This is a genomic window from Rhizobium fabae, from assembly GCF_003985135.1.
GTDB classification, from domain to species: domain Bacteria; phylum Pseudomonadota; class Alphaproteobacteria; order Rhizobiales; family Rhizobiaceae; genus Rhizobium; species Rhizobium pisi.
On sequence record NZ_ML133657.1, the window covers coordinates 74,534 to 99,649 of the forward strand.

23 protein-coding genes are annotated in these 25,116 nt (G+C 60.3%); 14 read left to right on the plus strand and 9 right to left on the minus strand.

Annotated features, from left to right (window positions below; all coding sequences use genetic code 11):
* Positions 1–27 precede the first annotated feature (27 nt).
* Together EFB14_RS24730 and EFB14_RS24735 are read right to left on the minus strand one after the other, a co-directional pair.
* Positions 28–1,188: a coiled-coil domain-containing protein gene (locus tag EFB14_RS24730; protein WP_126829264.1), complete on the minus strand. Its 1,161-nt coding sequence runs from the start codon at positions 1,186–1,188 to the stop codon at positions 28–30.
* 229 nt (positions 1,189–1,417) lie between these two features.
* Positions 1,418–2,005: a DUF1134 domain-containing protein gene (locus EFB14_RS24735; RefSeq protein WP_126829265.1), complete on the minus strand. Its 588-nt coding sequence runs from the start codon at positions 2,003–2,005 to the stop codon at positions 1,418–1,420.
* Between the two features lie 194 nt (positions 2,006–2,199).
* Between EFB14_RS24735 and chpT the strand changes: the two genes are divergently transcribed.
* On the plus strand, positions 2,200–2,847 hold the full coding sequence (gene chpT, locus EFB14_RS24740; RefSeq protein WP_126829382.1) for a histidine phosphotransferase ChpT: 648 nt from the start codon (positions 2,200–2,202) through the stop codon (positions 2,845–2,847).
* Positions 2,848–2,966: 119 nt separating this feature from the next.
* Complete coding sequence (locus tag EFB14_RS24745) at positions 2,967–3,329, plus strand: response regulator (protein WP_126829266.1); 363 nt, start codon at positions 2,967–2,969, stop codon at positions 3,327–3,329.
* Positions 3,330–3,536: 207 nt separating this feature from the next.
* On the opposite strand, the gene ctrA is transcribed toward EFB14_RS24745, so the two are convergent.
* Entirely contained in the window at positions 3,537–4,238 is a 702-nt protein-coding gene (ctrA, locus tag EFB14_RS24750) for a response regulator transcription factor CtrA (RefSeq protein ID WP_003542362.1), read from the minus strand.
* Between the two features lie 437 nt (positions 4,239–4,675).
* Between ctrA and EFB14_RS24755 the strand changes: the two genes are divergently transcribed.
* Complete coding sequence (locus tag EFB14_RS24755; protein WP_125845202.1) at positions 4,676–5,026, plus strand: flagellar export protein FliJ; 351 nt, start codon at positions 4,676–4,678, stop codon at positions 5,024–5,026.
* Between the two features lie 159 nt (positions 5,027–5,185).
* On the opposite strand, the gene EFB14_RS24760 is transcribed toward EFB14_RS24755, so the two are convergent.
* Entirely contained in the window at positions 5,186–5,464 is a 279-nt protein-coding gene (locus EFB14_RS24760; RefSeq protein WP_126829267.1) for a GNAT family N-acetyltransferase, read from the minus strand.
* Between the two features lie 132 nt (positions 5,465–5,596).
* Between EFB14_RS24760 and EFB14_RS24765 the strand changes: the two genes are divergently transcribed.
* Entirely contained in the window at positions 5,597–6,085 is a 489-nt protein-coding gene (locus EFB14_RS24765; RefSeq protein WP_126829383.1) for a paraquat-inducible protein A, read from the plus strand.
* 20 nt (positions 6,086–6,105) lie between these two features.
* On the opposite strand, the gene sciP is transcribed toward EFB14_RS24765, so the two are convergent.
* Positions 6,106–6,381, minus strand: a complete 276-nt coding sequence (gene sciP / locus EFB14_RS24770) for a CtrA inhibitor SciP (RefSeq protein WP_007533628.1) — start codon at positions 6,379–6,381, stop codon at positions 6,106–6,108.
* A gap of 401 nt (positions 6,382–6,782) precedes the next feature.
* On the opposite strand from sciP, the gene EFB14_RS24775 reads away from it, so the two are divergent.
* Complete coding sequence (locus tag EFB14_RS24775; RefSeq protein WP_126829268.1) at positions 6,783–7,529, plus strand: helix-turn-helix transcriptional regulator; 747 nt, start codon at positions 6,783–6,785, stop codon at positions 7,527–7,529.
* 123 nt (positions 7,530–7,652) lie between these two features.
* Here EFB14_RS24775 and EFB14_RS24780 read toward each other — a convergent pair whose 3' ends face one another.
* On the minus strand, positions 7,653–8,378 hold the full coding sequence (locus tag EFB14_RS24780; RefSeq protein WP_126829269.1) for a sugar transferase: 726 nt from the start codon (positions 8,376–8,378) through the stop codon (positions 7,653–7,655).
* A 607-nt stretch (positions 8,379–8,985) separates the two neighbouring features.
* Positions 8,986–9,783, minus strand: coding sequence for a 3'(2'),5'-bisphosphate nucleotidase CysQ (gene cysQ, locus EFB14_RS24785; protein ID WP_126829270.1), 798 nt, complete (start codon positions 9,781–9,783; stop codon positions 8,986–8,988).
* Between the two features lie 547 nt (positions 9,784–10,330).
* Between cysQ and EFB14_RS24795 the strand changes: the two genes are divergently transcribed.
* The 7 genes from EFB14_RS24795 (at position 10,331) to EFB14_RS24825 (ending at position 17,151) form a co-directional block, all read left to right on the plus strand.
* Positions 10,331–11,233 (plus strand): branched-chain amino acid ABC transporter permease, encoded by a 903-nt coding sequence (locus EFB14_RS24795; protein ID WP_126829271.1) that lies wholly within the window; start codon positions 10,331–10,333, stop codon positions 11,231–11,233.
* A gap of 4 nt (positions 11,234–11,237) precedes the next feature.
* Positions 11,238–12,812 carry a high-affinity branched-chain amino acid ABC transporter permease LivM gene (gene livM, locus EFB14_RS24800; protein ID WP_126829272.1) on the plus strand — a complete coding sequence of 525 codons (1,575 nt, stop codon included), beginning with the start codon at positions 11,238–11,240 and terminating at the stop codon, positions 12,810–12,812.
* Positions 12,812–13,687, plus strand: a complete 876-nt coding sequence (locus EFB14_RS24805; protein ID WP_126829273.1) for an ABC transporter ATP-binding protein — start codon at positions 12,812–12,814, stop codon at positions 13,685–13,687. The genes livM and EFB14_RS24805 overlap by 1 nt, the downstream gene beginning before the upstream one ends.
* Positions 13,687–14,430, plus strand: a complete 744-nt coding sequence (locus tag EFB14_RS24810; RefSeq protein WP_183604908.1) for an ABC transporter ATP-binding protein — start codon at positions 13,687–13,689, stop codon at positions 14,428–14,430. The genes EFB14_RS24805 and EFB14_RS24810 overlap by 1 nt, the downstream gene beginning before the upstream one ends.
* 18 nt (positions 14,431–14,448) lie before the next feature.
* Positions 14,449–14,802 carry a DUF6867 family protein gene (locus tag EFB14_RS24815; protein WP_125845209.1) on the plus strand — a complete coding sequence of 118 codons (354 nt, stop codon included), beginning with the start codon at positions 14,449–14,451 and terminating at the stop codon, positions 14,800–14,802.
* 120 nt (positions 14,803–14,922) lie between these two features.
* Complete coding sequence (locus EFB14_RS24820; RefSeq protein ID WP_126829274.1) at positions 14,923–16,044, plus strand: branched-chain amino acid ABC transporter substrate-binding protein; 1,122 nt, start codon at positions 14,923–14,925, stop codon at positions 16,042–16,044.
* A 135-nt stretch (positions 16,045–16,179) separates the two neighbouring features.
* Positions 16,180–17,151 carry a 2-hydroxyacid dehydrogenase gene (locus EFB14_RS24825; protein WP_126829275.1) on the plus strand — a complete coding sequence of 324 codons (972 nt, stop codon included), beginning with the start codon at positions 16,180–16,182 and terminating at the stop codon, positions 17,149–17,151.
* Positions 17,152–17,196: 45 nt separating this feature from the next.
* Here EFB14_RS24825 and EFB14_RS24830 read toward each other — a convergent pair whose 3' ends face one another.
* Both EFB14_RS24830 and EFB14_RS24835 read right to left on the minus strand, forming a co-directional pair.
* Positions 17,197–18,114 carry a response regulator transcription factor gene (locus EFB14_RS24830; RefSeq protein ID WP_126829276.1) on the minus strand — a complete coding sequence of 306 codons (918 nt, stop codon included), beginning with the start codon at positions 18,112–18,114 and terminating at the stop codon, positions 17,197–17,199.
* Positions 18,107–21,490 carry a hybrid sensor histidine kinase/response regulator gene (locus tag EFB14_RS24835; protein ID WP_126829277.1) on the minus strand — a complete coding sequence of 1,128 codons (3,384 nt, stop codon included), beginning with the start codon at positions 21,488–21,490 and terminating at the stop codon, positions 18,107–18,109. Before EFB14_RS24835 ends, EFB14_RS24830 begins: the two co-directional genes overlap by 8 nt.
* Before the next feature lie 179 nt (positions 21,491–21,669).
* Here EFB14_RS24835 and EFB14_RS24840 point away from each other — a divergent pair, with 179 nt between their 5' ends.
* Positions 21,670–23,574: an acid phosphatase gene (locus tag EFB14_RS24840; RefSeq protein WP_126829278.1), complete on the plus strand. Its 1,905-nt coding sequence runs from the start codon at positions 21,670–21,672 to the stop codon at positions 23,572–23,574.
* A gap of 179 nt (positions 23,575–23,753) precedes the next feature.
* Positions 23,754–25,046, plus strand: coding sequence for an urea ABC transporter substrate-binding protein (gene urtA / locus EFB14_RS24845; RefSeq protein ID WP_126829279.1), 1,293 nt, complete (start codon positions 23,754–23,756; stop codon positions 25,044–25,046).
* The last annotated feature ends 70 nt before the right edge of the window (positions 25,047–25,116 follow it).

Consider the following 25,116-nt stretch of genomic DNA (forward strand, 5'->3'; position numbering starts at 1 on the left):
CCATCAGGTCTGAACCCGCAAAACCTCTTAAAGCGGCGGATTGGCGATGATCGCGGCCGCCCTGTCGGCAAGGCTGACGCGATCGCTCGGGTTCTTTTCCGCAGCGTCCGGCAGAAGCGTGTGGATCGGCGACGAAGGGCCTTCGTTGATTGCGGTCAGCGCCACCATGTTGGCGGCGATTGAGGCAATCTCCTCGCGGATCGCGCCGTCGCGTCCGGTGACGGTCTTTGCCTTCTGCAGGCGCTCGGCAAGGGCGGCGCTGCGCTTGCGGACATCGTCGCCCATCTGCCCGGTGACAGCAGCGGTGTCGAGCGCGGAGTCGGCCGTCTCTTCGGCGGCCGTTTCCGCCGGCAGTTCCGCTGCCATTTTGGCAAGGCCGGCGTCGCGCAGCACCCGATTGACCTTGCGGATCTCGGCATTGGCAGCCTTCAACTGCTCCTTCAACTTGGCGATCTCCTGCTGGCGGCGGGCAAGCAGGTTTTCCTTCTCGGCGGCGGAAGCGCTCTCGCGCGCGGCCTTGTCCTCCAGGCGGATCACCATATGCTGCTGCTGCGTCAGTTGCTGTTCGGCATCTTTGGCGCGCTTCTGCAGCAGGACGACGTCCTGGCGCAGCGTGTCGCGTTCGTCGCGCAGCGCGTTGGCGCGGAATTTCAGGCTTTCGGCCTCGGTCTCGCGGGCGGCCAGGTCGATCCTCAGCCCGTCCGCCTGTTCGCCGAGCTTGTTCAGGCGCGTGCGCATCGTTGCCAGTTCGCTTTCCTTGTTGGCGGCGGACTGCTCGGCGATATGCAGATTGGTCTTCAACTGGCTGATATAGTTCTCGTCCTTGCGCAGATGCGATCGCTGCTCGGCCGCCTCGACCTGCATCTCGCCGATATGGGCCTGCAATTCACTGATCTCGGCGGCAAGCCTGCCGGCATCGACGGCGAGCGCATCGTGGCGCAGCTGGAGCGACAGGGATTTCTCGCGCTCACGCAGAAGGTCCTGGGTGGTGCGGGCATTTTCGGCGGCATAGAGCGCGCGCACCATATCCTTCTGGGCGCGGACCTCCTGCGGGCTCAGCGGCATCGTCGCCTTCAGCCGGTTCTCGGTATACCAGACAATGCGGCGGTGAACGGCGGGCGAGACCAGAAAGACGAGGAAGGCCGCGGTCAGGAAGCCCAATCCGAACAAGAGAGCATATTCGATCACGGCGCGGCCATCGATTCGCAGGTTGATACCAGAGCGGGATGATTTTAGCCCCGGTGGCCTGAAATCTAGATCCCGTTCTCAATTAAAGAGATGGAGCATGATGTCGTCCGAAAACCGCTCACGCTTTTCGGGCATTATGCTCCTGCTCAGCCATGATGATTAAGCATGCATGGCGCATATGGGCAAGGCCGCCGTTGGAACGGCGGCCGATTCCAGCGCCTTTGCGGCCTCAGAAGGGGTTCCAGGTCGGCGCCTGGGTGATCTTGAGATAGCCGACATTGATGCCGAGGCGGGCGCCGACGCCGGTGCGGATCGGCACAACAAGCACGTCGTTATTCTTGAGCAGCGTCATGCCGAAGCCGGCGATGACATAGGCCGAGCCGCTGACGCCGCCGAAACGGGCATAAATGCCGTTGATGGAGGGCAGGTCGTAGACTAGCATCATCACGCGCGAACCCTGGCCGCCATAGTCGATGCCGAGGGAAGGCCCTTGCCAGTAGAGCGGATGTTCGCCGGCGTTCTTGGTGTTCAGCTGGCCTTCGCCATAGGTGAGGCCGGCGATGAAGGCGCCGCCGCCTTCCTGTCCCAGGATATAGCCGTTCGGCAGGCCGTATTTCTGGAAGGCGCTTTCGACCACTTTGGCAAGTCCGCCACTGGTGGAGCCGAAGAAAGAGTGGCCGGCATCAACGATTTCCTGCATCGTATACTGGCCGTTATTCTGGGCGGCGGCGGGTCCGGCAATCATCAGCGAGGAGAAGACGATGGCCGAGAGCAGCCTGCAGAAATCGATGAATCGGTGCGGAAATCGAGTGCGCATGGTGTCATCCGTTCGTCGTTTGGCTGGGAGCGGGCAACCGCTCGCGGCGATTGGTGCATTTTGCGCCGATGATCTTAACAATCGGTTTACCAAATATGGTGTCATTATGGCGCCGAATACGATCGCAAACTTCGCGCAATTTTGATGAAGCATACTACCGGGCGCATGAGATTGCCGCCCCTCAGGAGACGATGATGTCCAACAACCCTAATCTCACCCTGTCCGGCCCGGATCTGGCCGCGCTTCTTTGCAGCCGCGTTTGCCACGATGTCATCTCGCCCGTCGGAGCGATCAACAACGGCCTGGAACTGCTGGATGAGGGCGGCGCCGATGCCGACGCGATGGATCTGATCCGCACCAGCGCGCTCAACGCGTCCGTCCGCTTGAAATTCGCGCGGCTCGCTTTCGGCGCATCCGGTTCGGTCGGCGCCTCGATCGATACCGGCGAGGCCGAGCGGGCGGCCAAGGATTTCGCTGTCGCCGAGAAGAAGACCGAAGTGATCTGGAACGGACCGCGCGCCATCGTCGCCAAGAACCGCGTCAAGCTGCTGCTCAATCTCTTCCTCGTCGCCTATTCCGCCATTCCGCGTGGCGGCGTGCTTGAGGTGACGCTCGAGAATCCTGAATTCGATGCCAGGTTCAAGCTCACGGCCAAAGGCAAGCTGATGCGCCTGCCGCCGAAATTCGTCGAGATCTCGACCGGCACGATCGAGGAGGCGATCGACGCCCATTCGATCCAGCCCTACTACACCGTGCTTCTGGCGCAGGAGTGCGGAATGACGCTCGATCACAGCGCCAGCGCCGAGGAACTGGTGTTTACGGCGGTGGCCGCCGCTGCCTGATTTTGGGGCGCAGACGGGGTCGGCGCCCGTCCGGTAACGATTCCTTAGCCAGATGGACCTATCATCCACGGTTGTAAGAGGCCCCTCGCTGCGACGAATGCGGGGGCAAAGGAGCGGCCATGCAAAGGTTCATGATCACCGATAATTCGGACATTGTCCGCAAGGTCGGCAAGCGCATTCTCTCCGAACTCGACTTTCTCGTCAGCGAAGCTTCCAACGCCAGCGAAGCTTTGCAGCGCTGCCAGGCGGAGTTGCCGGAATATCTGATCGTCGATTCCGGCATGGAAGGCGCGCTCGATCTCATCGCCGCCATCCGCGCCATGGAGGGCGGTAAAGAGGTCAAGATCTATTACTGCGTCGTCGAGGCGGATCTGAAGAAGCTGATGGCTGGCAAACGGGCCGGCGCCACCGACTTCCTGCTGAAGCCGTTCGATCGCAAGATCCTGACCGCCGTCTTCGGAAACCGCGCAATCGCGGCCTGAGAGCAGGCCTTTTCTCCTGGAGCAGGGTGCCGAAGTGCAAGCGCGCTCGGCTGCCGCAACCGTCCATTTTCTATCGAGATGCAGAGATTTCGGGCCGGTCCAGCCTCAAATCCTTCGTTATTCGGGCGGCGTCCTGTTGCGCCGGCAGAAACGAAAAATCCCGCCGGAAGGGCGGGATCTTCGTTATCCGATAAGGGGATCGGAAAATCAGGCGGTTTCGGCGTATTCGGCACCATCCGGCTCGCGAAGAACGTATCCGCGGCCCCAGACCGTCTCGATGTAGTTGGCGCCGCCTGCGGCGTTGGCCAGCTTCTTGCGCAGCTTGCAGATGAAGACGTCGATGATCTTCAGTTCGGGCTCGTCCATGCCGCCGTAAAGGTGGTTCAGGAACATTTCCTTGGTGAGGGTGGTGCCCTTGCGGAGCGAAAGCAGCTCCAGCATCTGGTATTCCTTGCCCGTCAGGTGAACGCGCTGGCCGCCGACTTCGACAGTCTTGGCATCGAGGTTGACGATCAGTTCGCCGGTCATGATGACCGACTGGGCGTGACCCTTGGAGCGGCGGACGATGGCGTGGATGCGGGCGACGAGCTCGTCCTTGTGGAAGGGCTTGGTCATGTAGTCGTCGGCGCCGAAACCGAGGCCGCGAACCTTGTCTTCGATGCCAGCCATGCCCGACAGAATGAGGATCGGTGTCTTGACCTTGGACAGCCGGAGAGTGCGGAGCACTTCATATCCGGACATGTCGGGCAGGTTCAGGTCGAGAAGGATGATGTCATAATCATACAGCTTGCCCAGATCGACGCCTTCTTCACCGAGATCGGTGGTATAAACATTAAAACTTTCTGATTTCAGCATCAACTCGATGCTCTGCGCCGTAGCGCTGTCATCCTCGATGAGAAGTACCCGCATAATTATCCCCTTTACCGCCGCCGAAAGGTGGTCTGGCCCCCTACACGATACCCGAACAAGCTACGTGATTTGGAAGCTGCCACGAAATGGTTAACAAATTCTAATTCACTCTGGCAAGGAGTATCGAATTTATTAAATAATTTTTCCATTTCTCTGTTTTCCAATAGGAATCTCAAAAAGGCTTTCCTTAAGTTTAACATTAGGAAACAGCGCTAAGTGATTCATCCGACTCGCCAATGAAAAGGTTCGAATTTCATGCCGCAGCATTTACCGACCCTTAAATCATCGGGCCTATCATTAACGATGCCCGTAAACGAAAGGTTACCAGCGGTAGGTTTTTGTTAATATCGCAGGAAATTTTTTAGCAAACCGTGTCAAAGCGGCGCGCAGGGCGGTTTCAAGTTGAGCCGGGGTCTCGCATCACGGGAGTAATGCGTATGAAGTCGCGAGAAAGTCTCGTTCGCCTGAAAGAGTTTCAGGTGAACGAAAAACGACGTCAGCTGCAGCAATTGCAGATGATGATGTCTGAATTCGAACGGATGACGAAGGATCTGGAGAGCCAGATCGTCGTCGAGGAAAAGAAGTCCGGTATATCAGACCCGAATCACTTTGCTTATCCGACCTTCGCCAAGGCTGCGCGTCAGCGGGCCGACAACCTGCAGGTTTCGATCAAGGAACTGAAGATGCAGGAAGAGACGCTGGAATTGGCGCTCGAAGAGATGCAGGCGGAATATGCAAGGGCGACGGCGCTGGAAGAGCGTGACGGCGGCGCCCGCGCTAGGGCGTAAGAGAAAAGGCGGGCGCCGGCCTCGGCGCCCTGGAGATCGCCACTGAGAAGCCATGTATGATGGGCGCGCTGTCCGTCATACATGGCTTTTGGTGTTTTCACCTTTTTGAGGTTCGCATGCCGCTGCCCAAAACCCGCAGCCGGTTTCAGGCGACGGGAATCAGTTCACGACATCCTTCCATTCGGGATGGTGCTGGGCCTGTGCCTTGAAGAAAGGGCAGAGCGGGATGATCTTCCAGCCGCCGGCGCGGGCTGCCTCCACAGCATGGAGCGCCAAGGCCTGGCCGACGCCCTTGCCGCGCAGCGCGTCGGGAACCGCCGTGTGATCGATGATGATGAGTTTCGGCGATGTTCTGGAATAGGTCATCTCCGCCTCGTGTCCTTCGAGTTCGGCGGCGTAGCGGCCACCAGAGGCGCCTTCTTCGTTTCGAATGTCCATTGTATTTCCTCATGAACGGATATCGTTGTCGCCGACCGTGACACGGTGGCGCAGTCGTGCCAAGTCGGTGAGGCAATTGCTAGAGGAAACGGAGTGTTCATGAAAAATGCTGGATCGACGCGGTTCGTCGTTATGGGAGCGCTTTCGATGATCCGCCCCGTTCTTCTCGTCGCTGCGCCCTTTCTCCTGGCGCTAGGCCTGATCTTGCCGCTGGTTCGTTTCGAGACGTTGTATTTCTTCAACAAGACGCCGTCGCTCATCGAAATCGTCCTGTCGCTCTGGCAGGGCGGGGACGGGCTGCTGGCGGCGATCGTCGCGCTGGTTTCGATCGTGCTTCCATTTCTGAAGATGATCAGCATCACCGCGGAGGCGATGGGGATCACCGCAGAAGCGACGGCTGCCGGCGGCGGGGCAGGCAGCCTGTTTTATCGTCGCGTCGTGCCGCATCTGTCCAAGTGGTCAATGATGGACGTGCTGCTGGTCGCGATCGTGATTGCGGCGGCGAAGACGACGGGTCTGGCAGATGCCTTCACGCAGCCTGGGCTCTGGTGCTACGCGGCCTCGTCAATGATTTCGGGCCTTCTTCATTCTCTTATGGGAGATGCGTCCGGCCCGAAATAAATGTCGGTGATGGCGGGTGATCAGTGGCGATATTGCTGGATGCGCGTGGTGCGCAAGCCGGCGAGGCCGTGACTGTTGATCGACGACTGCCAGGAGAGGAATTCTTCGACGGTGAGCGTGTAACGCTCGCAGGCCTCTTCCAAGCTCAACAGGCCACCGCGGACAGCCGCGACAACCTCTGCCTTCCGGCGGATCACCCAGCGCCGCGTGTTGGGCGGCGGAAGGTCCGCGATCGTCAGGGGGCTGCCATCGGGGCCGATGACATATTTTACTCGGGGACGTATCATTTCGGTCATTGGACTCTCTACACAACGCAAGACCACGAGCCCCACTCTAGCCTGCCACATTTAAAAATTGCCTAAGCCCATCGTAAGACTTTGATAACAAATTTAGATGCCCTCGCGCGCGACCGCTGATTTGGCAGGGCCGCCTGCCGCTACGTCAATTTGTGACGGTTGCATGGGAGCCATGCGGAATAAATATTACCTGGTTTGCCGGGAAAATTTTATAAGCACTTCAACATAAAACGGGCGCAAGACTTCGTCTCCGCTCTTCCCGCTGTATCGGTCCAGTTCGTGTTTTCGACGCTTCGTGTCCTCGAGATGCGGGCAAAAGCTGTCTTTGCCGATGCTTTGGCGCGAGCTTCTCGTCGCCGCCAGCGAGGCTGAGCCGAAGCGCGCCGTATGAGGATACGAAAATGAAAAGACGTGAGCGCGCAGTCGACGACTGCGCTGAAGATGCTGCGTTTTCGCCTTCGCGGGCCGATGCCGCCGGTATTACGTTCAAGGACTCCGGAGACCGGCTCGGCGAGATGGCGAAGCTTGCGGGCTTCGATTTCTATCTGCTCTCGGCCTTCCCGCGGGGCGACCGCACGGCCTTCGTCGAAAACCGGTTGAACAGCAACTGGCCGCAAAGCCTCGTCGGCTTCTACGAGGCGGCCGATCTCTTCTATTGCAGCAGGCTGGTGAGCGCGATGAAGCGGACGATCATGCCGATCTTCTGCGAGGATGGCCCCTTTGCGGGCAGTGCCGCCAACCAGGAAAACCGCCGGTTGAACACGCTATTCCAGATGCATGGGCTGAAGAACACCTATGCCTTCACGCTGCACGACGCTGACCTGAAACAATACATCTTCGCCTTCTCAGGCGGTTCTCCCATGCCCGCGCGGGAGCAGGCGACAGCGCTGCTTTATGGCTGCATGGAGCTTCTGGACAAGATCTCGCGCAGCGTCAGATCGGAGGAAGGGCCGTCGGAGGCGCTCACCCGGCGCGAAATCGAATGCCTGCGCTGGTCGGCTGCCGGCAAGAGCAGTGACGAGATCGCGATCATTCTCGATCTCTCGTCGCATACTGTTGCAGGGTATCTGAAGGGCGCGATGCGCAAGCTTGATTCGGTCAACCGGATGCAGGCGGTCGCCAGAGCATTTCGCTACCGGCTGCTCTGAAAGCCGCGTCGTAATCTTTCAGATTCGCTTCCCCCGCTTCGAATTCCCGCATCAATGCATATCGCCCAAAACCGCTGTGCAGTTTTGGGCGATATGGAGGAGAGCCGGTCTTTCTCGGAAAACTTAGAAGCCTTTTCCGCGGGTCAATTCGGACACGACGGTTCCGACGATGATGCGCATATCCATCCAGATCGAAAAATTCTGGACGTAGTAGAGGTCGCTGACGATACGGGCGCGCGCCTTGGCCGGACGATCGGTCGGGCCGCGCAGGCCGCGCATCTGGGCGAGACCCGTCATGCCGGGACGCATGGCGTGGCGCTGGTGGTATTCCGGTACGAGCTCTTCGTAAAGCATGTCGCTTGCGCGCATGCCGATGGCATGGCAGCGCGGACCGACGACCGACATGTCGCCCAGCAGCACGTTCAAAAGCTGTGGCAGCTCATCGATATTCGTGCGGCGCAGGATGGCGCCGATGCGGGTAATGCGCGGATCGTTCCTCACCGTCTGGGCGACACCTGAGGCATCGCAGAGGTCGGTGCGCATCGAGCGGAACTTGTAGACCTTGATGGTCTTGCAGTTCCTGCCCCAGCGAGTCTGCTTGAAGAGCACCGGTCCCGGGCTGTCGAGTTTGATCAGCAGGGCGACGAGGAGGAGAAAAGGAGCGAGGACGAGGAGGGCGCTCAACGACGAAACGATGTCGAACGCCCGCTTCAGGGCAAGATCCATCCACGGCGCCTGCGGCGCGTCGCTATGGATAACGGGAGTCTGCATCTTCAGGCTCGGCAGCTGGCGGCTGCTCGGCCGGAAGGAGTCAGTCGAAATGCTGTTGTTTAGTTCCGTGATGCTCAAGGATCGTACTCTGTTGTCTTCGAGGGGCGCGGCGGCAATAGGCGATCAATGGTTAACCCTGTCACCAGGGGTGCACTCAGGTCTTGGTAACCCTACTAAAACGGAAGAATGCGACAATTGTGTAATGCTGTCCAGAGAAATATCGCATCGCAACAAATCTTTCGCACTTGCGTTAAGTTGAGGCAACCTCATGATATTCCGTTAAGAATTGGAATTTCATCAAGGTTTTTAGGCCTTTGACGGGGGCTTCCAGGGGTGTGACGGCGTGCTGTTTCGACACCCGGTCGGTGCTCGTTAACCAATATTTTTAACCGGATCCGACACGAATTTTTTTTGGTGAGGGCGCTCGGTTGCCGTCAACCTGTGTCACAATGTGACAAAATCAAGGCAGGATCGGTGACCTCAGATGCAGAGAATCGGGTCGCGCCGAGAATCACTTGATCCGGCGCCGACCCTGCGAATCGCTCCGCGAGGGGCAGCGGCCTAAGCACGACAAGATGATATGAGGTGATCGCGCGGGAGTGATGCTGCGGCCAAGTGGCGGCAACGGAGCATCACGCGATAGAAGGATTGCGGCTTGGCTGCTTTCAGCGCTTGCTGCGGATGGTCACGCCGGCTCGAGAACGCGTTTCCTGCCGCCCCAGGAGATGAAGTTCGGGTTGGCGAAGTCGAAATCGGCCGCCGTTCCCGTCTTGCCATAAGTCAGCGGCGCGCCATCGAGCGTCACCGTTGAACCGCCGGCGGCGCGCAGCACCGCATCGCCGGCCGCCGTATCCCATTCCATCGTGCGGGTGAAACGTGGATAGACGTCCGCCTTGCCTTCGGCCAGCAGACAGAATTTCAGCGAGGAGCCGATATTGGTGCATTTGGAGATCGCATGGTGAGCAAGGAAGCTGCCGGTCTCCGGGCTGTTGTGGCGAAGGCTTGCGAGCGCCAGCCTGTCGTCCGGCTGTTCGCGCACGGTGATCGTGCTGCGCGAGCCGATCGTGAAATCGTCGGTGACGACAAGTCTTTCGGCGTGGCCGCGCTCTCCCGAGAAGGCAAGCCCGAGCGCCGGCGCGTAGACGACGCCGGCCACCGGGGCGCCGTTCTCGATATAGGCGATGTTGACGGTGAATTCCTGCCGTCCGTCGACGAATTCGCGCGTGCCGTCGAGAGGATCGACCAGGAAGAAGCCTCGGCCGCTGATATCGGGCACCTTGCCGGCTGCGACCGACTCTTCCGCCACGACGGGTATTTCGGGATAATCTCTGGCGAGATGGGCGAGGATGATGCGTTCGGCCTCCTCGTCGGCGGCCGTGACGGGACTTGCATCCGCCTTCATGGCGACGGGAAAGCCCTCGCGCAAGACCGTGATGATGGCCTTACCGGCTTCCAGTGCCGCCTTTTCAAATGTCCTCAGCATTGTCCTTTTGCCGTTCGCCGTGCGGCGAGCACCCCGCTGTCGCTCGTCCGCAAACCATCCCTGTCACGCCATATACCCGTCGAGAATTTATATGGTGTTTCCCGCCGCGCTTCGCACCCCTCATACATAATCCGGTGATGCTACCATAAGTTCCCAGCCTTGTCAGACGAGAGGCGAGCATTCAGTCGTGAAATGGCATTCGAAAAAGCATCCGCCCGAGGGTCTGAATTTGCGCCATCTTCCAATTCTGTGGAATAGCTTACGCGGCGAGCGGCGCAAGAAATCGGCGGCAATATCACCGGATGGTTAACCCGATGACGATTTCTGGCTAAAAATCCGCCTTTCGGTGCCGTTTTTCTGTGGATTTTGGTTCAAAACGAGCCATTTAGGCCTGTTCCACCAAGAATCTGTCGGAGTAAAGCCTTTTTGTCTTCACATTTTCAACGAAACCGCTATGCATGCGGCCTATGAGGTTCTCTGAAACGGAGAACCAATGAACCAAAAAGAGATGCAGCTTATTCGGCTCGCATCCAGGGGAAAACGACATATGGAGTATTTCGTCCAGCAGCTCTTCAATGGGCTGACGCTCGGATCCATCTATGGCCTTGTGGCTATCGGCTATACGATGGTTTATGGCATTATCGGCATGATCAACTTCGCCCATGGCGACATCTTCATGCTCGGTGGTTTCGCCGCTCTTATCGTCTTCCTCGTCCTCACATCCATCTTCGCAGGTCTCCCGGTGGCAGTTCTGCTGCTGGCGATGCTTGTCGTCGCGATGCTGATGACGAGTTTGTGGAATTGGACGATCGAGCGCATTGCATACCGTCCACTGCGCGGTTCCTTCCGCCTGGCGCCGCTGATCACCGCGATCGGCATGTCGATCGTGCTGTCCAACTTCATCCAGGTGACGCAGGGTCCGCGCAACAAGCCGATTCCGCCGCTGGTGAGCTCGGTCTATCAGTTCGGCAACATCTCCGTGTCGCTGAAGCAGATCGTCATCATCATCATCACGGCGGTGCTGCTCACGGTCTTCTGGTATATCGTCAACCATACCGCGCTCGGCCGCGCTCAGCGGGCCACGGAGCAGGACCGCAAGATGGCGGCGCTGCTCGGCGTCAATGTCGACCAGACCATCTCGATCACCTTCGTCATGGGTGCGGCGCTCGCTGCCGTCGCCGGCACGATGTATCTGATGTATTATGGCGTTGCCTCGTTCGCCGACGGCTTCACGCCGGGTGTGAAGGCATTTACCGCAGCCGTCCTCGGCGGCATCGGCTCGCTGCCGGGCGCCGTTCTCGGCGGGTTGATGATCGGCCTCATCGAATCTTTGTGGTCAGCCTATTTCACCATCGCGTACAAGGATGTCGCGACCTTCGCCATCCTCGCTTTCGTGCTGATCTTCAAGCCGACGGGCATTCTTGGGCGGCCGGAAGTCGAGAAGGTATAACGTCATGGCAAACATTGAGAATTCTGCAGGCAAGCCCGATGCCGGACTTGTCCGCAAGGGTCTTATCCAAGCCCTTTTCGCCGCCGTACTGGCGTTCGGCATGTTCGTTCTCTATGTCGGTCTCAAGACCGACCAGAATATCAGCAACGAGCTGGTCATCGTTCAGCGATGGGGACTGCTTGCGATTTTCGTCATAATCGCCGCAGTTGGCCGCTTCGCCGTCGTCATGTTTGCAGCAATACCCGGCCTGTTCGCCAGGACTATGCGAGTGGTGGTTCCTGTAGCGGTTCTGATGATCGTGGCCTACCTGGCTTACGTGTTCATTCGTGAACAGTTTTGGCTCGATCTGCTGATCCTGGGCGGCCTGGTTGTGCTGGCCGCATTGTTGGGTGTGCTGATCAAATACGTTCTTCTCCCGGCAGAAGAGAGGCGTCGGGAACGCAATGTAGAGGCCGAAAGACTTGGATTGCCGCTGGAAGCAAGCCCGTATGAGACCCATTTTCTGAAGGTCGTGCTGGCTCTGTTGCTGCTCTATCCTGTGATGGCTGTAGCGCTCAGAGGTCCTCAGGGTTCGTTGACGTTTGTCGACAATTTCGGCATTCAGATCCTGATTTACGTGATGCTCGCCTGGGGTCTTAACATCGTTGTCGGCCTTGCCGGTCTTCTCGACCTTGGTTATGTCGCCTTCTACGCCGTCGGCGCCTATTCCTATGCATTGCTGTCGAGCTATTTCGGCCTGTCTTTCTGGGTGCTGCTGCCGCTTTCCGGTATCTTCGCGGCACTCTGGGGTGTCATCCTCGGTTTCCCGGTATTGCGCTTGCGCGGCGACTACCTTGCCATCGTGACGCTCGCCTTCGGCGAAATCATACGCCTCGTGATCATCAATTGGACTGATCTGACGAAGGGCACCTTCGGCATCTCAGGCATTGCCAAGGCTTCGGTCTTCGGTATCTGGACCTTCGATGTCGGCAAGGTGAATAATTTCGCCAAGGTTTTCGGGCTGCCTTCGTCATCGGCCTATTACAAAATCTTCCTGTTCTACGTCATCCTGGCGCTCTGCATGCTGACCGCCTATGTGACGATCCGGCTACGCCGCATGCCGATCGGCCGAGCTTGGGAAGCGTTGCGTGAAGACGAGATCGCCTGCCGCTCACTTGGCATCAACACGGTGACGACTAAACTTACGGCGTTCGCTACCGGTGCGATGTTCGCGGGCTTTGCCGGCTCGTTCTTTGCAGCACGCCAGGGCTTCGTTTCGCCAGAATCCTTCGTCTTCCTGGAGTCAGCTGTCATCCTCGCCATCGTCGTGCTCGGCGGTATGGGCTCGCTGACCGGAATCGCGATTGCTGCGATCGTCATGGTCGGAGGTACCGAGGCGCTACGCAGTATGGACTTCCTGAAATACATCTTCGGTCCGACCTTCACGCCGGAACTTTACCGCATGCTTATCTTCGGCCTCGCCATGGTTGTGGTGATGCTATTCAAGCCGCGTGGTTTCGTAGGCTCGCGATCGCCGACGGCCTTCCTCAAGGCGCGTAAGGCAATCTCCGGAAGCTTCATCAAGGAGGGACACGGTTGATGAGCCCGGTCACCAATACGATGTCGAGCGACATTCTTCTCAAGGTCGAGCACCTGTCGATGAAGTTCGGCGGCCTGATGGCCATCAACGACTTCTCTTTCGAAGCCAAGCGCGGCGACATCACTGCGCTGATCGGCCCGAACGGCGCCGGCAAGACGACCGTCTTCAACTGCATCACCGGCTTCTACAAGCCGACGATGGGCATGATCACGCTCAACCAGAAGGGCGGCAAGCAATACCTATTGGAGCGTCTTCCGGACTTCCGGATCACCAAGGAAGCCAAGGTTGCGCGCACCTTCCAGAACATCCGGCTGTTTTCCGGCCTGACCGTTCTCGAAAATCTGCTCGTCGCCCAGCATAACAAACTGATGCAGGCCTCGGGTTATACGATCCTAGGCCTCATCGGCGTCGGTCCCTACAAGCGTGAAGCCGCCGCAGCAATCGAGCTCGCGCGTCATTGGCTTGAGAAGGCCGACCTGATCGATCGCGCCGACGATCCGGCGGGCGATCTACCCTATGGCGCCCAGCGCCGTCTCGAGATTGCGCGCGCCATGTGCACCGGACCGGAGCTGCTCTGCCTGGACGAACCGGCAGCAGGTCTTAACCCGCGGGAATCGGCGACGCTCAATGAGCTGTTGCAGAGCATCCGTGCCGAAACCGGAACGTCTATCCTTCTCATCGAGCATGACATGTCGGTGGTCATGGAAATCTCCGATCACGTCGTCGTCCTCGAATACGGCCAGAAGATTTCCGATGGCACGCCGGATCATGTGAAGAACGATCCGAAGGTCATCGCAGCCTATCTCGGCGTTGAGGATGAGGAAGTGGAAGAGGTGATCGCAACCGTCGAGCAGCTCGAAGGAGGCGCAAACTGATGAGCGCTGAAGTAATGACCGGTCAAACGCTCCTTCAGGTGAAGGGCGTCGAAACCTATTATGGCAATATCCGTGCGCTGGCCGGCATCGATGTTCATGTCAACAAGGGCGAGATCGTCAGCCTGATCGGCGCCAATGGCGCCGGCAAGTCGACGCTGATGATGACGATCTGTGGCAGTCCGCAGGCCCGTGTCGGTTCGGTCGTCTTCGAGGGCCGCGACATCACCAAGCTTCCGACCCATGAAATCGCCCGCCTGCGCATCGCGCAGTCGCCGGAAGGCCGCCGCATCTTCCCGCGCATGACGGTTCTGGAAAACCTCCAGATGGGTGCGGGCCTCGACAATCTCAAATATTTCGCCGAGGACGTCGAGAAGATCTTCACGCTCTTCCCGCGCCTCAAGGAACGCCACGCCCAGCGCGGTGGAACGCTTTCCGGCGGCGAGCAGCAGATGCTGTCGATCGGCCGCGCGCTGATGGCTCGTCCGAAGCTGCTTTTGCTCGACGAACCCTCGCTCGGCCTTGCGCCGCTGATCGTCAAGGGCATCTTCGAAGCGATCCGAAAGCTCAATGAACAGGAAGGGCTCACGGTTTTCCTCGTCGAGCAGAACGCATTCGCTGCGCTGAGGCTTTCGCACCGCGCTTACGTGATGGTGAACGGCAAGGTGACGATGAGCGGCTCCGGCAAGGAACTGCTCGCCAATCCCGAAGTCCGCGCCGCCTATCTCGAAGGCGGACGACACTAGTCGAAGGGAGAGTTTGACATGCAGGGACTTTTCTTCGAAAGCGATGACGGCGCCCGTCTGGTCATCCGCGCGATCGTCGCGCTCATCGGCTTCTGGACGGCCTGGCGAGCTGGCAAGGCGGTTGCGGACAGCTGGAGCAACTATCCGCGGGTGATCGTCTACACCTTCCTGCTTGCCTGGGCGATGCAGTTTCTCCACCACGCCCTGTTCAATGGGCCGATGCTCAGCACCCTCTATTACGCTATCGACTTCGTGACGCTGCTTGTCTTTTCGACGGCCGGCTTCCGCTTTCGCCGCACCAATCAGATGGTCAACAACTATTACTGGCTGTACGAAAAAACTTCCGCGTTCTCGTGGAAGGACAAACATTGACAGTCCGTTGAAACTAGGCATGAATTGCCTTCAGAGTGGAACAGCTTTCCTGGCGCAGTCAATGGTGGGTAGTGCGCCGGGCCTTGGACCGGAACCCGCCCAAAAATTGGGAGTAACAATATGAAGAAGTCTCTTCTGTCGGCAGTGGCTCTGACGGCGATGGTCGCCTTCAGCGGCAACGCTTGGGCCGACGTTCTTATCGCTGTCGCTGGTCCGCTGACCGGCCCGAACGCCGCATTCGGCGCTCAGCTCCAGAAGGGTGCCGAGCAGGCTGCTGCCGACATCAATGCTGCTGGCGGCATCAACGGCGAGCAGATCAAGATCGAGCTCGGTGACGACGTCTCCGACCCGAAGCAGGGCATTTCGGTCGCCAACAAGTTCGTTGCCGACGGCGTCAAGTTCGTCATCGGCCACTTCAACTCGGGCGTTTCGATCCCGGCTTCTGAAGTCTATGCCGAAAACGGCATTCTCGAAATCACCCCGGCTGCAACGAACCCGAAGTTTACGGAGCGCGGTCTCTGGAACACCTTCCGCACCTGCGGCCGTGACGACCAGCAGGGCGCCATCGCCGGCAAGTATCTTGCCGATCACTTCAAGGACGCCAAGATCGCCGTCGTTCACGACAAGACCCCTTACGGTCAGGGCCTTGCCGATGAAACCAAGAAGGCCATGAATGCCGCTGGTCTCACCGAAGTCATGTACGAAGGCATCAACGTTGGCGACAAGGACTTCTCGGCCCTCATCGCCAAGATGAAGGAAGCCGGCGTCTCGATCATCTATTGGGGCGGTCTGCACACCGAAGCCGGTCTCATCATCCGCCAGGCGGCCGACCAGGGCCTGAAGGCAACGCTCGTTTCGGGTGACGGTATCGTTTCCAACGAACTGGCCTCCATCGCTGGTGACGCCGTCGCCGGTACGCTGAACACCTTCGGTCCCGATCCGACACTGAACCCGGCCAACAAGGACCTCGTCGCGAAGTTCAAGGCCGCCGGTTTCAACCCGGAAGCCTATACGCTCTATTCCTACGCTGCGATGCAGGCGATTGCCGGTGCTGCCAAGGCTGCCGGTTCGCTCGATCCTGAAGCCGTTGCCACGGCCATGAAGGAAAAGGGTCCGTTCTCGACCGTTCTCGGCGACATCTCCTTCGACGAAAAGGGCGACCCGAAGATTCCTGGTTACATCATGTACGAATGGAAGAAGGGCGCGGACGGCAAGTACACCTACGTCCCGCAGGGCATGTAAGCTTAGCCGTCCTTTACGGGACAGGATTATCGAAGCCCGGTTTCGACCGGGCTTCTTTCGTTTTGTGGGCGTTTCAATTGCTCTCCGCCTGGGTTAACTCTTGCCATCGTTTTGCAGCATTGAGCGGAGCCGCCCATGTCCAAACCCCGTATTCTCGTCACCCGGCGCTGGCCAACCGCGGTGGAGACCGTCCTTGCCGAACGTTTCGACGTCACGCTCAATCGTGACGATATTCCGCTTGGTGAAAACGAGCTGCGGCTGGCGCTTTCGACCTATGACGCCGTGCTGCCAACGGTTTCCGACCGGTTGCCGGCCGCTGTCTTCGAGGGCGCGCCTGTCGTCACCAGGATCCTCGGCAATTTCGGCGTCGGCTATAATCACATCGATATAACAGCTGCTAAAGCAAGGGGCGTCGCGGTCACCAACACGCCGGGCGTGCTGACCGACTGCACCGCCGATATCGCCATGCTGCTGCTGCTTTCCGTTGCCCGGCGCGGCGGCGAGGGCGAGCGGCAGGTGCGCGCCGGTGACTGGAAAGGCTGGTGCCCGACGCATATGATCGGCACCAAGGTAACTGGCAAGACGGTCGGCATCATCGGCTTCGGCCGCATCGGCAAGGCCTTCGCGCAACGCTGCCATTTCGGCTTCGGCATGGATGTCGTGTTCTTCAACCGCTCGCCGGTCGATCCGTCCGAGGCGGCGCGTTATGGCGCGCGGCAGTTGGCTTCGGTGGAGGCGGTGCTGGCGATGGCCGATTTCGTCTCGCTGCATTGCCCTGGAGGAGCGGAGAACCGGCATCTGATGAATGCGGCGCGGTTTGCGGCGATGAAGCCGGGTGCTTTCCTCATCAATACCGCGCGCGGTGATGTGGTGGATGAGGCGGCGCTGATTTCAGCGCTGGAGAGCGGTACGATCCGCGGTGCGGGGCTCGACGTCTATGAGGCGGAGCCGAACGTGCCGGAGGCCCTGCGGCGGATGGAGAACGTTGTGGTGCTGCCACATCTTGGCAGTGCGACGGAAGAGACGCGGACAGCCATGGGCATGAAAGTGGTCGACAACGTGACGGCGTTTTTCGAGGGCAGGGATGTGCCGGATCGCGTGGTCTAGCGATCAGTCTTGGGTGACGTGAACGACACGCCACCCAAGATTTCGCTACATTTCATGCAGCACGTGCGTCGCCTTCACTGCCGCCGACGCCCGGTTTTCGACGCCGAGTTTCACGTAGATCTGTTCGAGGTGCTTGTTCACCGTGCGCGCCGACAGTCCCAATATCTCGCCGATATCGCGGTTGGCTTTGCCTTTGGCGATCCAGAGCAGCACTTCGGATTCGCGCTGCGTCAGCGAGAAGCGCTGGCGCAACACTTCGTCGTCGCTGCGCTGGCTGGCGGCGGTGAGGCGGAAGAGATATTCGTCAGGCCCGATCGCGCCGAGGAAGGCAAGCTGAAGGGCCGCCTGGCCGGCATGAGCGATCGAGATGATGCCGTCGCGCACCGCGGCCATGCGGTCGCGCATCCAGCCGGAAATATGGCGCACGACGATCTCCATGCCGTCGTCGCTGCCCATCGCGGCATTGACGAGCCGCGTTGCCTGCGGCGTCGACCAGTGGATCGCACCATCCCCTTTGACCGCCAGCAGATGGCGGCCGGCGGCGTCGAGGGCGACGCGGGCGCTCTGGGCCGAGCGGGCATTGCGCAAGTGGACGCGGATGCGGGCCCGCAGCTCGTCGATGTTGATCGGTTTGGTGAGATAATCGACGCCGCCGGATTCCAGCGCATGCACGACATGTTCGGTCTCGGTCAGTCCGGTCATGAAGATGACCGGCACCTGCGCCACGGCGGCATTCGCCTTCAGCCTGCTGCAGGTCTCGAAGCCGTCCATGGCAGGCATGACGGCGTCGAGCAGGATGAGATCGGGCGTGATGCGCTCGACGATACCAAGTGCTGCCGCGCCCGAGGTGGCGATCAGCACGGAGAAGCCGGATTGCTCGAGCGCGTCAGTCAAGAAGCCCAGCGCTTCGGCCGAGTCGTCGACGAGCAGAACGATGTCGCGGGGGAGGGCCGGCTCAGCCAATGGGTTCTACCTTTTCGTCGAAGTCGTGCAGGAAGGTCATGAAGCCGGCCAGGTCGAAGGCGGCGACATAGGCGCGAAGCGCCTCCGTGAATGGCCGATTTGCCTCTAGCTTGGCAAGATCCGAGAGCTTGGCTTCGATGCCCCTGATATAGCCGATTTCGCCGAGCCGAAGCAATTCCTGCACATGGGCAGCGCCCGGGCTCAGCATCGGCGCTTCAGTCTTTTCCACGATAACGGGGGCTGTGTCGGCATAGACCCATGTCAGACCGAGATGGAGGGCGAGCTTGTCGCGCAGCTGGCGGATGTCGACGGGCTTGCCGATTGCATCGTTGTGGCTGTCGTCGCTGTCGCTGAGAACCGCCGCGTCGCCGATATTGGCCGACAGCATCAGCACCGGGGCGGTCTGGCCGGCTTCGCGCAGGCGCGAGACGAGCTGCCAGCCGCTCATGCCGGGCATCAGGATATCGACGAGGAAAAGGTCAGGCATGATGCCTTCGATCAGCGTCAGGCATTCGCCGCCGCCTGCCGCCGTCAGAACGATGAAATCGAGCGGCGCCAGGATTTCGCGCATCATCTCGCGGTGATCCTCGTTGTCGTCGACGACAACGACCGTGCGGCGCGGGCCTTCATAACCGACGATGCGCTTTTCCTGCGGCGGAGCGGCGGGGCGCATGACGGCAGACAGCATCAGCCGCACGCGGAAGGTCGAGCCTTCGTCCTTGATGCTCGAAACAGCAATCTCGCCGCCGAGCGTGTTGGTGAGAAGCCGCGTGATGGTAAGGCCGAGGCCGAGGCCAGGCATCGGGCGCACGCTTTCGGCCTCGCCGCGCTGGAAGGGTTCGTAGATGCGTGTCAGGTCCTTCTCGGCGATGCCGCGGCCGGTGTCCGTGACGGTGAAAGTCGCAACCTGGCTGCGATAGCCGACATCGAAGGCGACGCTGCCCTCGTCGGTGAACTTGATGGCGTTGGAGAGCAGGTTGACGAGGATCTGGCGCAGGCGCTTTTCGTCGGTGCGGACGAATTGCGGCAAGGCCGGCGAACGCTCATGGGTGAAGGCGAACCCCTTTGCCTGCGCCTGCGGGCGGAACATGTCGACGATCTGATCGAGGAAATCCTGGATATTGATCTCGTTGGAATAGACCTGCAGGCGTCCGGCCTCGATCTTGGAAATATCCAGGAGGCCGTCGATCAGCCCGGAGAGATGTTCGGCGCTGCGGCGGATGACCTTGATCGAGGATTGGCGCGGCACCGGGATCGTCTCGTCGCGCTCGAGGATCTGGGCATAACCAAGCACGGCATTCAACGGCGTGCGCAGCTCGTGGCTGAGGCCGACGACATAGCGGCTCTTGGCGCGGTTGGCGGCCTCGGCGGTCTCTTTGGCGTTCTGCAAAGCCGCGTCGGTCTTCTTGTGGGCTGCGATTTCCTTGAGCAGCAGCGTATTCTGGCGCGAGGATTCCTCCTCGGCGACGACGCGGCTGTCATGGGCGAGCACATAGAACCAGCAGACGACGCCTGAGATCACCGAGAAGACGAAGAAGACGATCAGGATGGTGCGGTTGACGACCTCGGCCGTCTCCGGCGAGGCGGCGGCGACCTGATGGGCGATCATCGCGAGAATCGCGCCGATCGCAGTCAGCGCCAAGGCGACGGCGATGCCGTAGCGGCCGAGGCGCGTCGTCAGCTTGCCCAGAATGCCTTCCGGCAACAGCGTCTTGGCGACGGTGCCGACCTGCGCGTTGAAACGGGCGGCCGGTTTGCACATGTCGTGGCAGCGGCTGTCGAGCGAGCAGCAGAGCGAACAGATCGGCGCGGCATAGGCCGGGCACCAGGCCATGTCCTCCGGTTCGAAGGGGTGTTCGCAGACCGAGCAGGTGATGCTCGTCAGGTTCTTCCAGCTCTGGCGCGGCTTGCGGGCGAGATAGAACTTGCCTTTCGTCGCCCAGGCGAGCGCCGGCGTGGCGACCAGCGCGATGGCGAGAGTGATGTAGGGGGCGAGCGAGGCGGCAGTCCCGCCGAAGGCGCCGAAATGGGCGATCAGCGACACTGTCGCCGACAGCGTCATGGCGCCGAGGCCGACCGGGTTGATATCGTAGAGATGAGCGCGCTTGAACTCGATACCTGGAGGAGCAAGCCCCAGCGGCTTATTGATGAAGAGATCGGCGGAGATCGTGCAGAGCCAGGCCATGGCGATGATCGAGAAGATGCCGAGCGTCTCCTCCAGCAGCCTGTAGATGCCGAGCTCCATCAGGAGCAGGGCGATTGCGACGTTGAAGACCAGCCAGATGACGCGGCCGGGATGGCTGTGGGTCAGCCGCGAGAAGAAGTTCGACCAGGCGAGCGAGCCCGCATAGGCGTTCATTACGTTGATCTTCAGCTGCGAGACGACGACGAAGGCGGCCATCAACAGCAGCGCGGCATTGTGCCAGGGGACCATGTAGCCGAAGGCCGTCAGGTACATCTGCGCCGGGTCGGCGGCGCGGTCGAGCGGCACGCCTGACGTGAAGGTCAGCACGACGAGAAACGAACCGGCAAGCAGCTTCGGCGCGCCGATGATGACCCAGCCGGGACCGGCGAGGAAAATGGCGAGGCGATGGCGCCACTTGCGCTGCGGGTCGGGCGGCAGGAAGCGCAGGAAGTCCGCCTGTTCGCCGATCTGTGACATCAGCGCCAGGATGACGGCGGAGGCGGCGCCGAATTCGACGAGATTGAAATCCGCGACCGTGCCTGGAGGGCCGGAGGCGTGGCGGATGCCGGCGAAGGCGCGCCAGAGATCGAACTTTCCCCAGTCCATGAAGGCGATGAAGATGAAGGGCAGGATGTTCAGCACGATCCAGAAGGGCTGGGTCATCAGCTGGAACTTGCTGATCAGCCGCACGCCGTGCGTCACGAGCGGGATCACCATGACGGCGCTGATGATGTAACCGATCCAGAGCGGGATGCCGAGCGTCAGCTCCAGGGCGCCGGACATGATCGAGGCCTCGATTGCAAACAGCATGAAGGTGAAGCTTGCATAGATTAGCGAGGTGATGGTCGAGCCGATGTAGCCAAAGCCTGCGCCGCGCGTCAGAAGATCGATGTCGACGCCGTGGCGGATGGCGTAGCGGCTGATCGGCAGGCCGATCGCCAGCATGGCGATCGAAGCGACGATAATGGCGTAGAAGGCATTGGTGGTGCCGTAGGACAGCGTGATCGCGCCGCCAATCGCCTCCAGCGCCAGGAAGGAGATTGCGCCGATCGCCGTCTGCGAGATGCGCTGCGATGAGAAATGGCGGGCGCTCTTTGCGGTAAAGCGCAGCGCATAATCTTCCAGCGTCTGGTTGGCGACCCAGCGATTGTATTCGCGTCTTACCGGAATGATGCGTTGGCGTGCTGCCATGTCTTCCTTCCGGCATTCCGGTTGGGCCTATCGTCTCTCCGGCACTCTTGGCGGGACGGGCGGGAAAGGCAAGAGGCGGAGCGCCGGCAGATTCACAGAACAGCAATATTTTTGAAACCGGTCTGTCACATAAGGGCTCTAACTCTCCCGCCGTTCGTTCAATCATTTCGGGTATCATCATGTCTGCTTTAAGCCTTTTCCGCCTGAGCACCGCCCTTGTCTGCCTTGTTTCGATCGTGCCGTCGCTTGCCGCCGCCGAGCAGGCAACGGCGGCGAAAGCGCCTTATGCGCAGGCCGGAAACACGAACAGGCGTGGAGATGCCTGCTTCTCGACGGTGGACACCAATGCCGCCGTCCATCTTCTCTCCGGCTTCCTCGAAGTCTGGACCCCGCGCACGCCCTTCGTCGATGCCGGCGTTGAGGCACCGGCCAAGGACAATTGCCCTGCGGTGGCCAAGACGGATTGGGACGGCATTCCCTTCAGCAAGACCGATGGTCAGGTCGTCAACAAGCCAGTCCATGATGCGAACATCGCCTATGTCGTCAAGGCGACGAAGTCCCGGACGGCCGAGCAGGCGGTCGCCGCCTATCTCGACGATCGGCGCGGTAAGAATGCCAGCATCGTCGATGGCCTCGGCCCGCTGATGGATGCCTGGAAGGCGGGCTCCAAGCAGACCACCACGATTACCGAAGTGGCCGCCGATGCGACGACTGTCAAATACGACGACAAGGGGAACAATCGCGGCGCCGGCAGCAAGCCGGACACGGAAAACAAGACCGATGCCAATCCGGACATGGGCCTTGCCATCGATTTCATCAATGCCGCGAGCGGTGACGGCTCGACGGAGCCGGCCAAGCGCTATTTCAAATATGCCCGTCCCTATCGTTGGAGCCAGGATGTCTCGGTCGTCCCGACGCTCGAGCCCGCCAAGAACGGCAAGCCGGTCGAGGACGGCGGCTTCCCAAGCGGGCATACGGCAGAAGCCTGGCGCGATGCGCTCGCCATGGCCTATCTCGTGCCGCAGCGTTTTCAGGAAATGATCACGCGCGCCAGCGAAATGGGCGAAGACCGCATCCTTGCCGGCATGCATTCCCCCCTCGACGTGATGGGCGGCCGCATGCTCGGCACCGCCACGGTCGTCTACAATCTGAACAAGGCTGATAATTCAACGCTGAAGAGCGATGCTTACGCCCAGGCGCAATCCTGGCTCGTCGCCAAATCAGGCGTTGCGGATGCCGGGGCGCTTGAAGTCGCCGCCCATGCAGCGCCGCTTGCCGCGGACCGCTTCGCCGATCATGACGCCAACCGCGCTTACGTGCTGCAGCGCCTGAGCTATGGCCTGCCCACCATCCATGCGACCGATCAGCCGGCGCGCGTGCCGCAGGGCGCAGAAGCGCTTCTTGAAACGCGTCTGCCCTATCTCGACGGCGAGCAGCGCCGCGACGTGCTGAAGACGACGGAGATCGCCTCGGGCTATCCGCTGCTCGACGATGCGGAAGGCTACGGCCGCCTCAACCTGTTTGCCGCCGCCGACGGCTATGGCGCCTTCGAACAGGATGTGACGGTGACGATGGACGCTGCAAAGGGCGGCTTCAATGCGATCGATACCTGGCGCAACGATATTGGCGGCAAAGGCAAGCTGGTGAAGCGCGGTAGCGGCATTCTCGGCCTTTCCGGCGCCAACAGCTATGCCGGCGGCACCGTGCTGGAAGAAGGCGTGCTGGTGGCAGGCTCGCCCTCGGCCTTCGGCACCGGCGGACTGTCCGTGAACGGCGGTTCTCTCGTCATGGCGGCCGCTAAGCCCCTGACCGTAGGCGGTGATTACCAGCAGTTCGCCAATACCGCGGCGAAGCCGACGCTCGGTGCTGACGGCGCGGGCACGCTGGTCATCGCGGGCAAGGCGGCGCTCTCCGGTGACCTCGATGTGACGCTTGCCTCGGGCTACGCCCCGGCGCCCGGAACGAAGATCGAGATCCTGAAGGCCGGAGCCGTCAGCGGCATCTTCGACAGGTTCACCATCTCCGGCCACAGGGCGACCCTTTCCTACGGCCCGACATCGGTCACCCTGACGATCGGCGAATAGAACTAAAGGGCATCCCTTCCGTGGGGATGCCCTTCCTTGTCCTCGTCTGCCCGTTTGCCCCCTGCGCCTACGTCATTTGGCGTATGTGTTTTTGCGCTGCAGCACCCGATAGTCCCCTCGGCAACAGTTAATTTCCGTTTCCGGCCTGTTGCGGAACAAGAAGAGGGGAGTTCAATCAGATGAATCTCAAATCCACTATTACGGGCGCAGCGCTCGGCGCTGTTATGGCCGCATCGGCCGCCTTCCACGGTGCGGTAGCCGCCGACGACACGATCAAGGTCGGCGTGCTGCATTCGCTTTCGGGCACGATGGCGATTTCCGAAACGACACTCAAAGACGCCATGCTGATGCTCATCGACGAGCAGAACAAGAAGGGCGGCCTTCTCGGCAAGAAGCTTGAAGCCGTCGTCGTCGACCCGGCATCCGACTGGCCGCTGTTTGCCGAAAAGGCACGCGAGCTGATCCAGAAGGACAAGGTTGCCGCCGTCTTCGGTTGCTGGACGTCCTCGTCGCGCAAGTCCGTTCTGCCGGTTTTCGAAGAGCTGAATTCGCTGCTCTTCTATCCGGTCCAGTATGAAGGCGAAGAGTCTTCGCGCAACATCTTTTACACCGGTGCTGCTCCGAACCAGCAGGCCATTCCTGCTGTCGACTACCTGATGGAAAAAGAAGGCGTCAAGCGCTTCGTTCTCGAAGGTACGGACTACGTTTATCCGCGCACGACCAACAAGATTCTCGAGGCATACCTGATTTCGAAAGGTATTCCGAAAGAAGACATCATGACCAACTACACGCCGTTCGGCTTCTCCGACTGGCAGACCGAAGTTTCCAAGATCAAGGAATTCGGTTCGGCCGGCAAGAAGACCGCCGTCGTCTCGACGATCAACGGCGATGCCAACGTTCCCTTCTACAAGGAACTGGGTAACAAGGGCATCAAGGCAACCGACATTCCCGTCGTCGCTTTCTCGGTCGGCGAAGAAGAGCTTGCCGGTCTCGACACCAAGCCGCTCGTCGGCCATCTCGCCGCCTGGAACTACTTCGAGTCGGTCGAAAGCCCCGCCAATAAGAAGTTCATCAAGGACTGGCACGCTTTCACCAAGAACGACAAGCGCGTGACGAACGACCCGATGGAAGCCGCCTATATCGGCTTCAACGCATGGGTTAAGGCCGTCCAGGCCGCCGGCACGACCGACACCGACAAGGTTCTGGACACCATCATCGGCGTCAGCGTTCCGAACCTCTCCGGCGGCACTGCAACCGTCATGCCGAACCACCACATCACCAAGCCGGTGCTGATCGGTGAAATCCAGGCCAACGGCCAGTTCGAAATCGTCCAGCAGACACCTGCCGTCGTCGGTGACGAATGGTCAGATTTCCTGCCTGACTCCAAGGACCTGATCTCCGATTGGCGCAAGCCGATGTCCTGCGGCAACTTCAACGTTGCGACGGGCAAGTGCGGTGGCAAGGGTTCCTGAGTACGACCCCGATCCGATGATTGCCTGAAGGCTTCCGTCCGGGTTTGATCCCGGGCGGACGCTCTGTCCC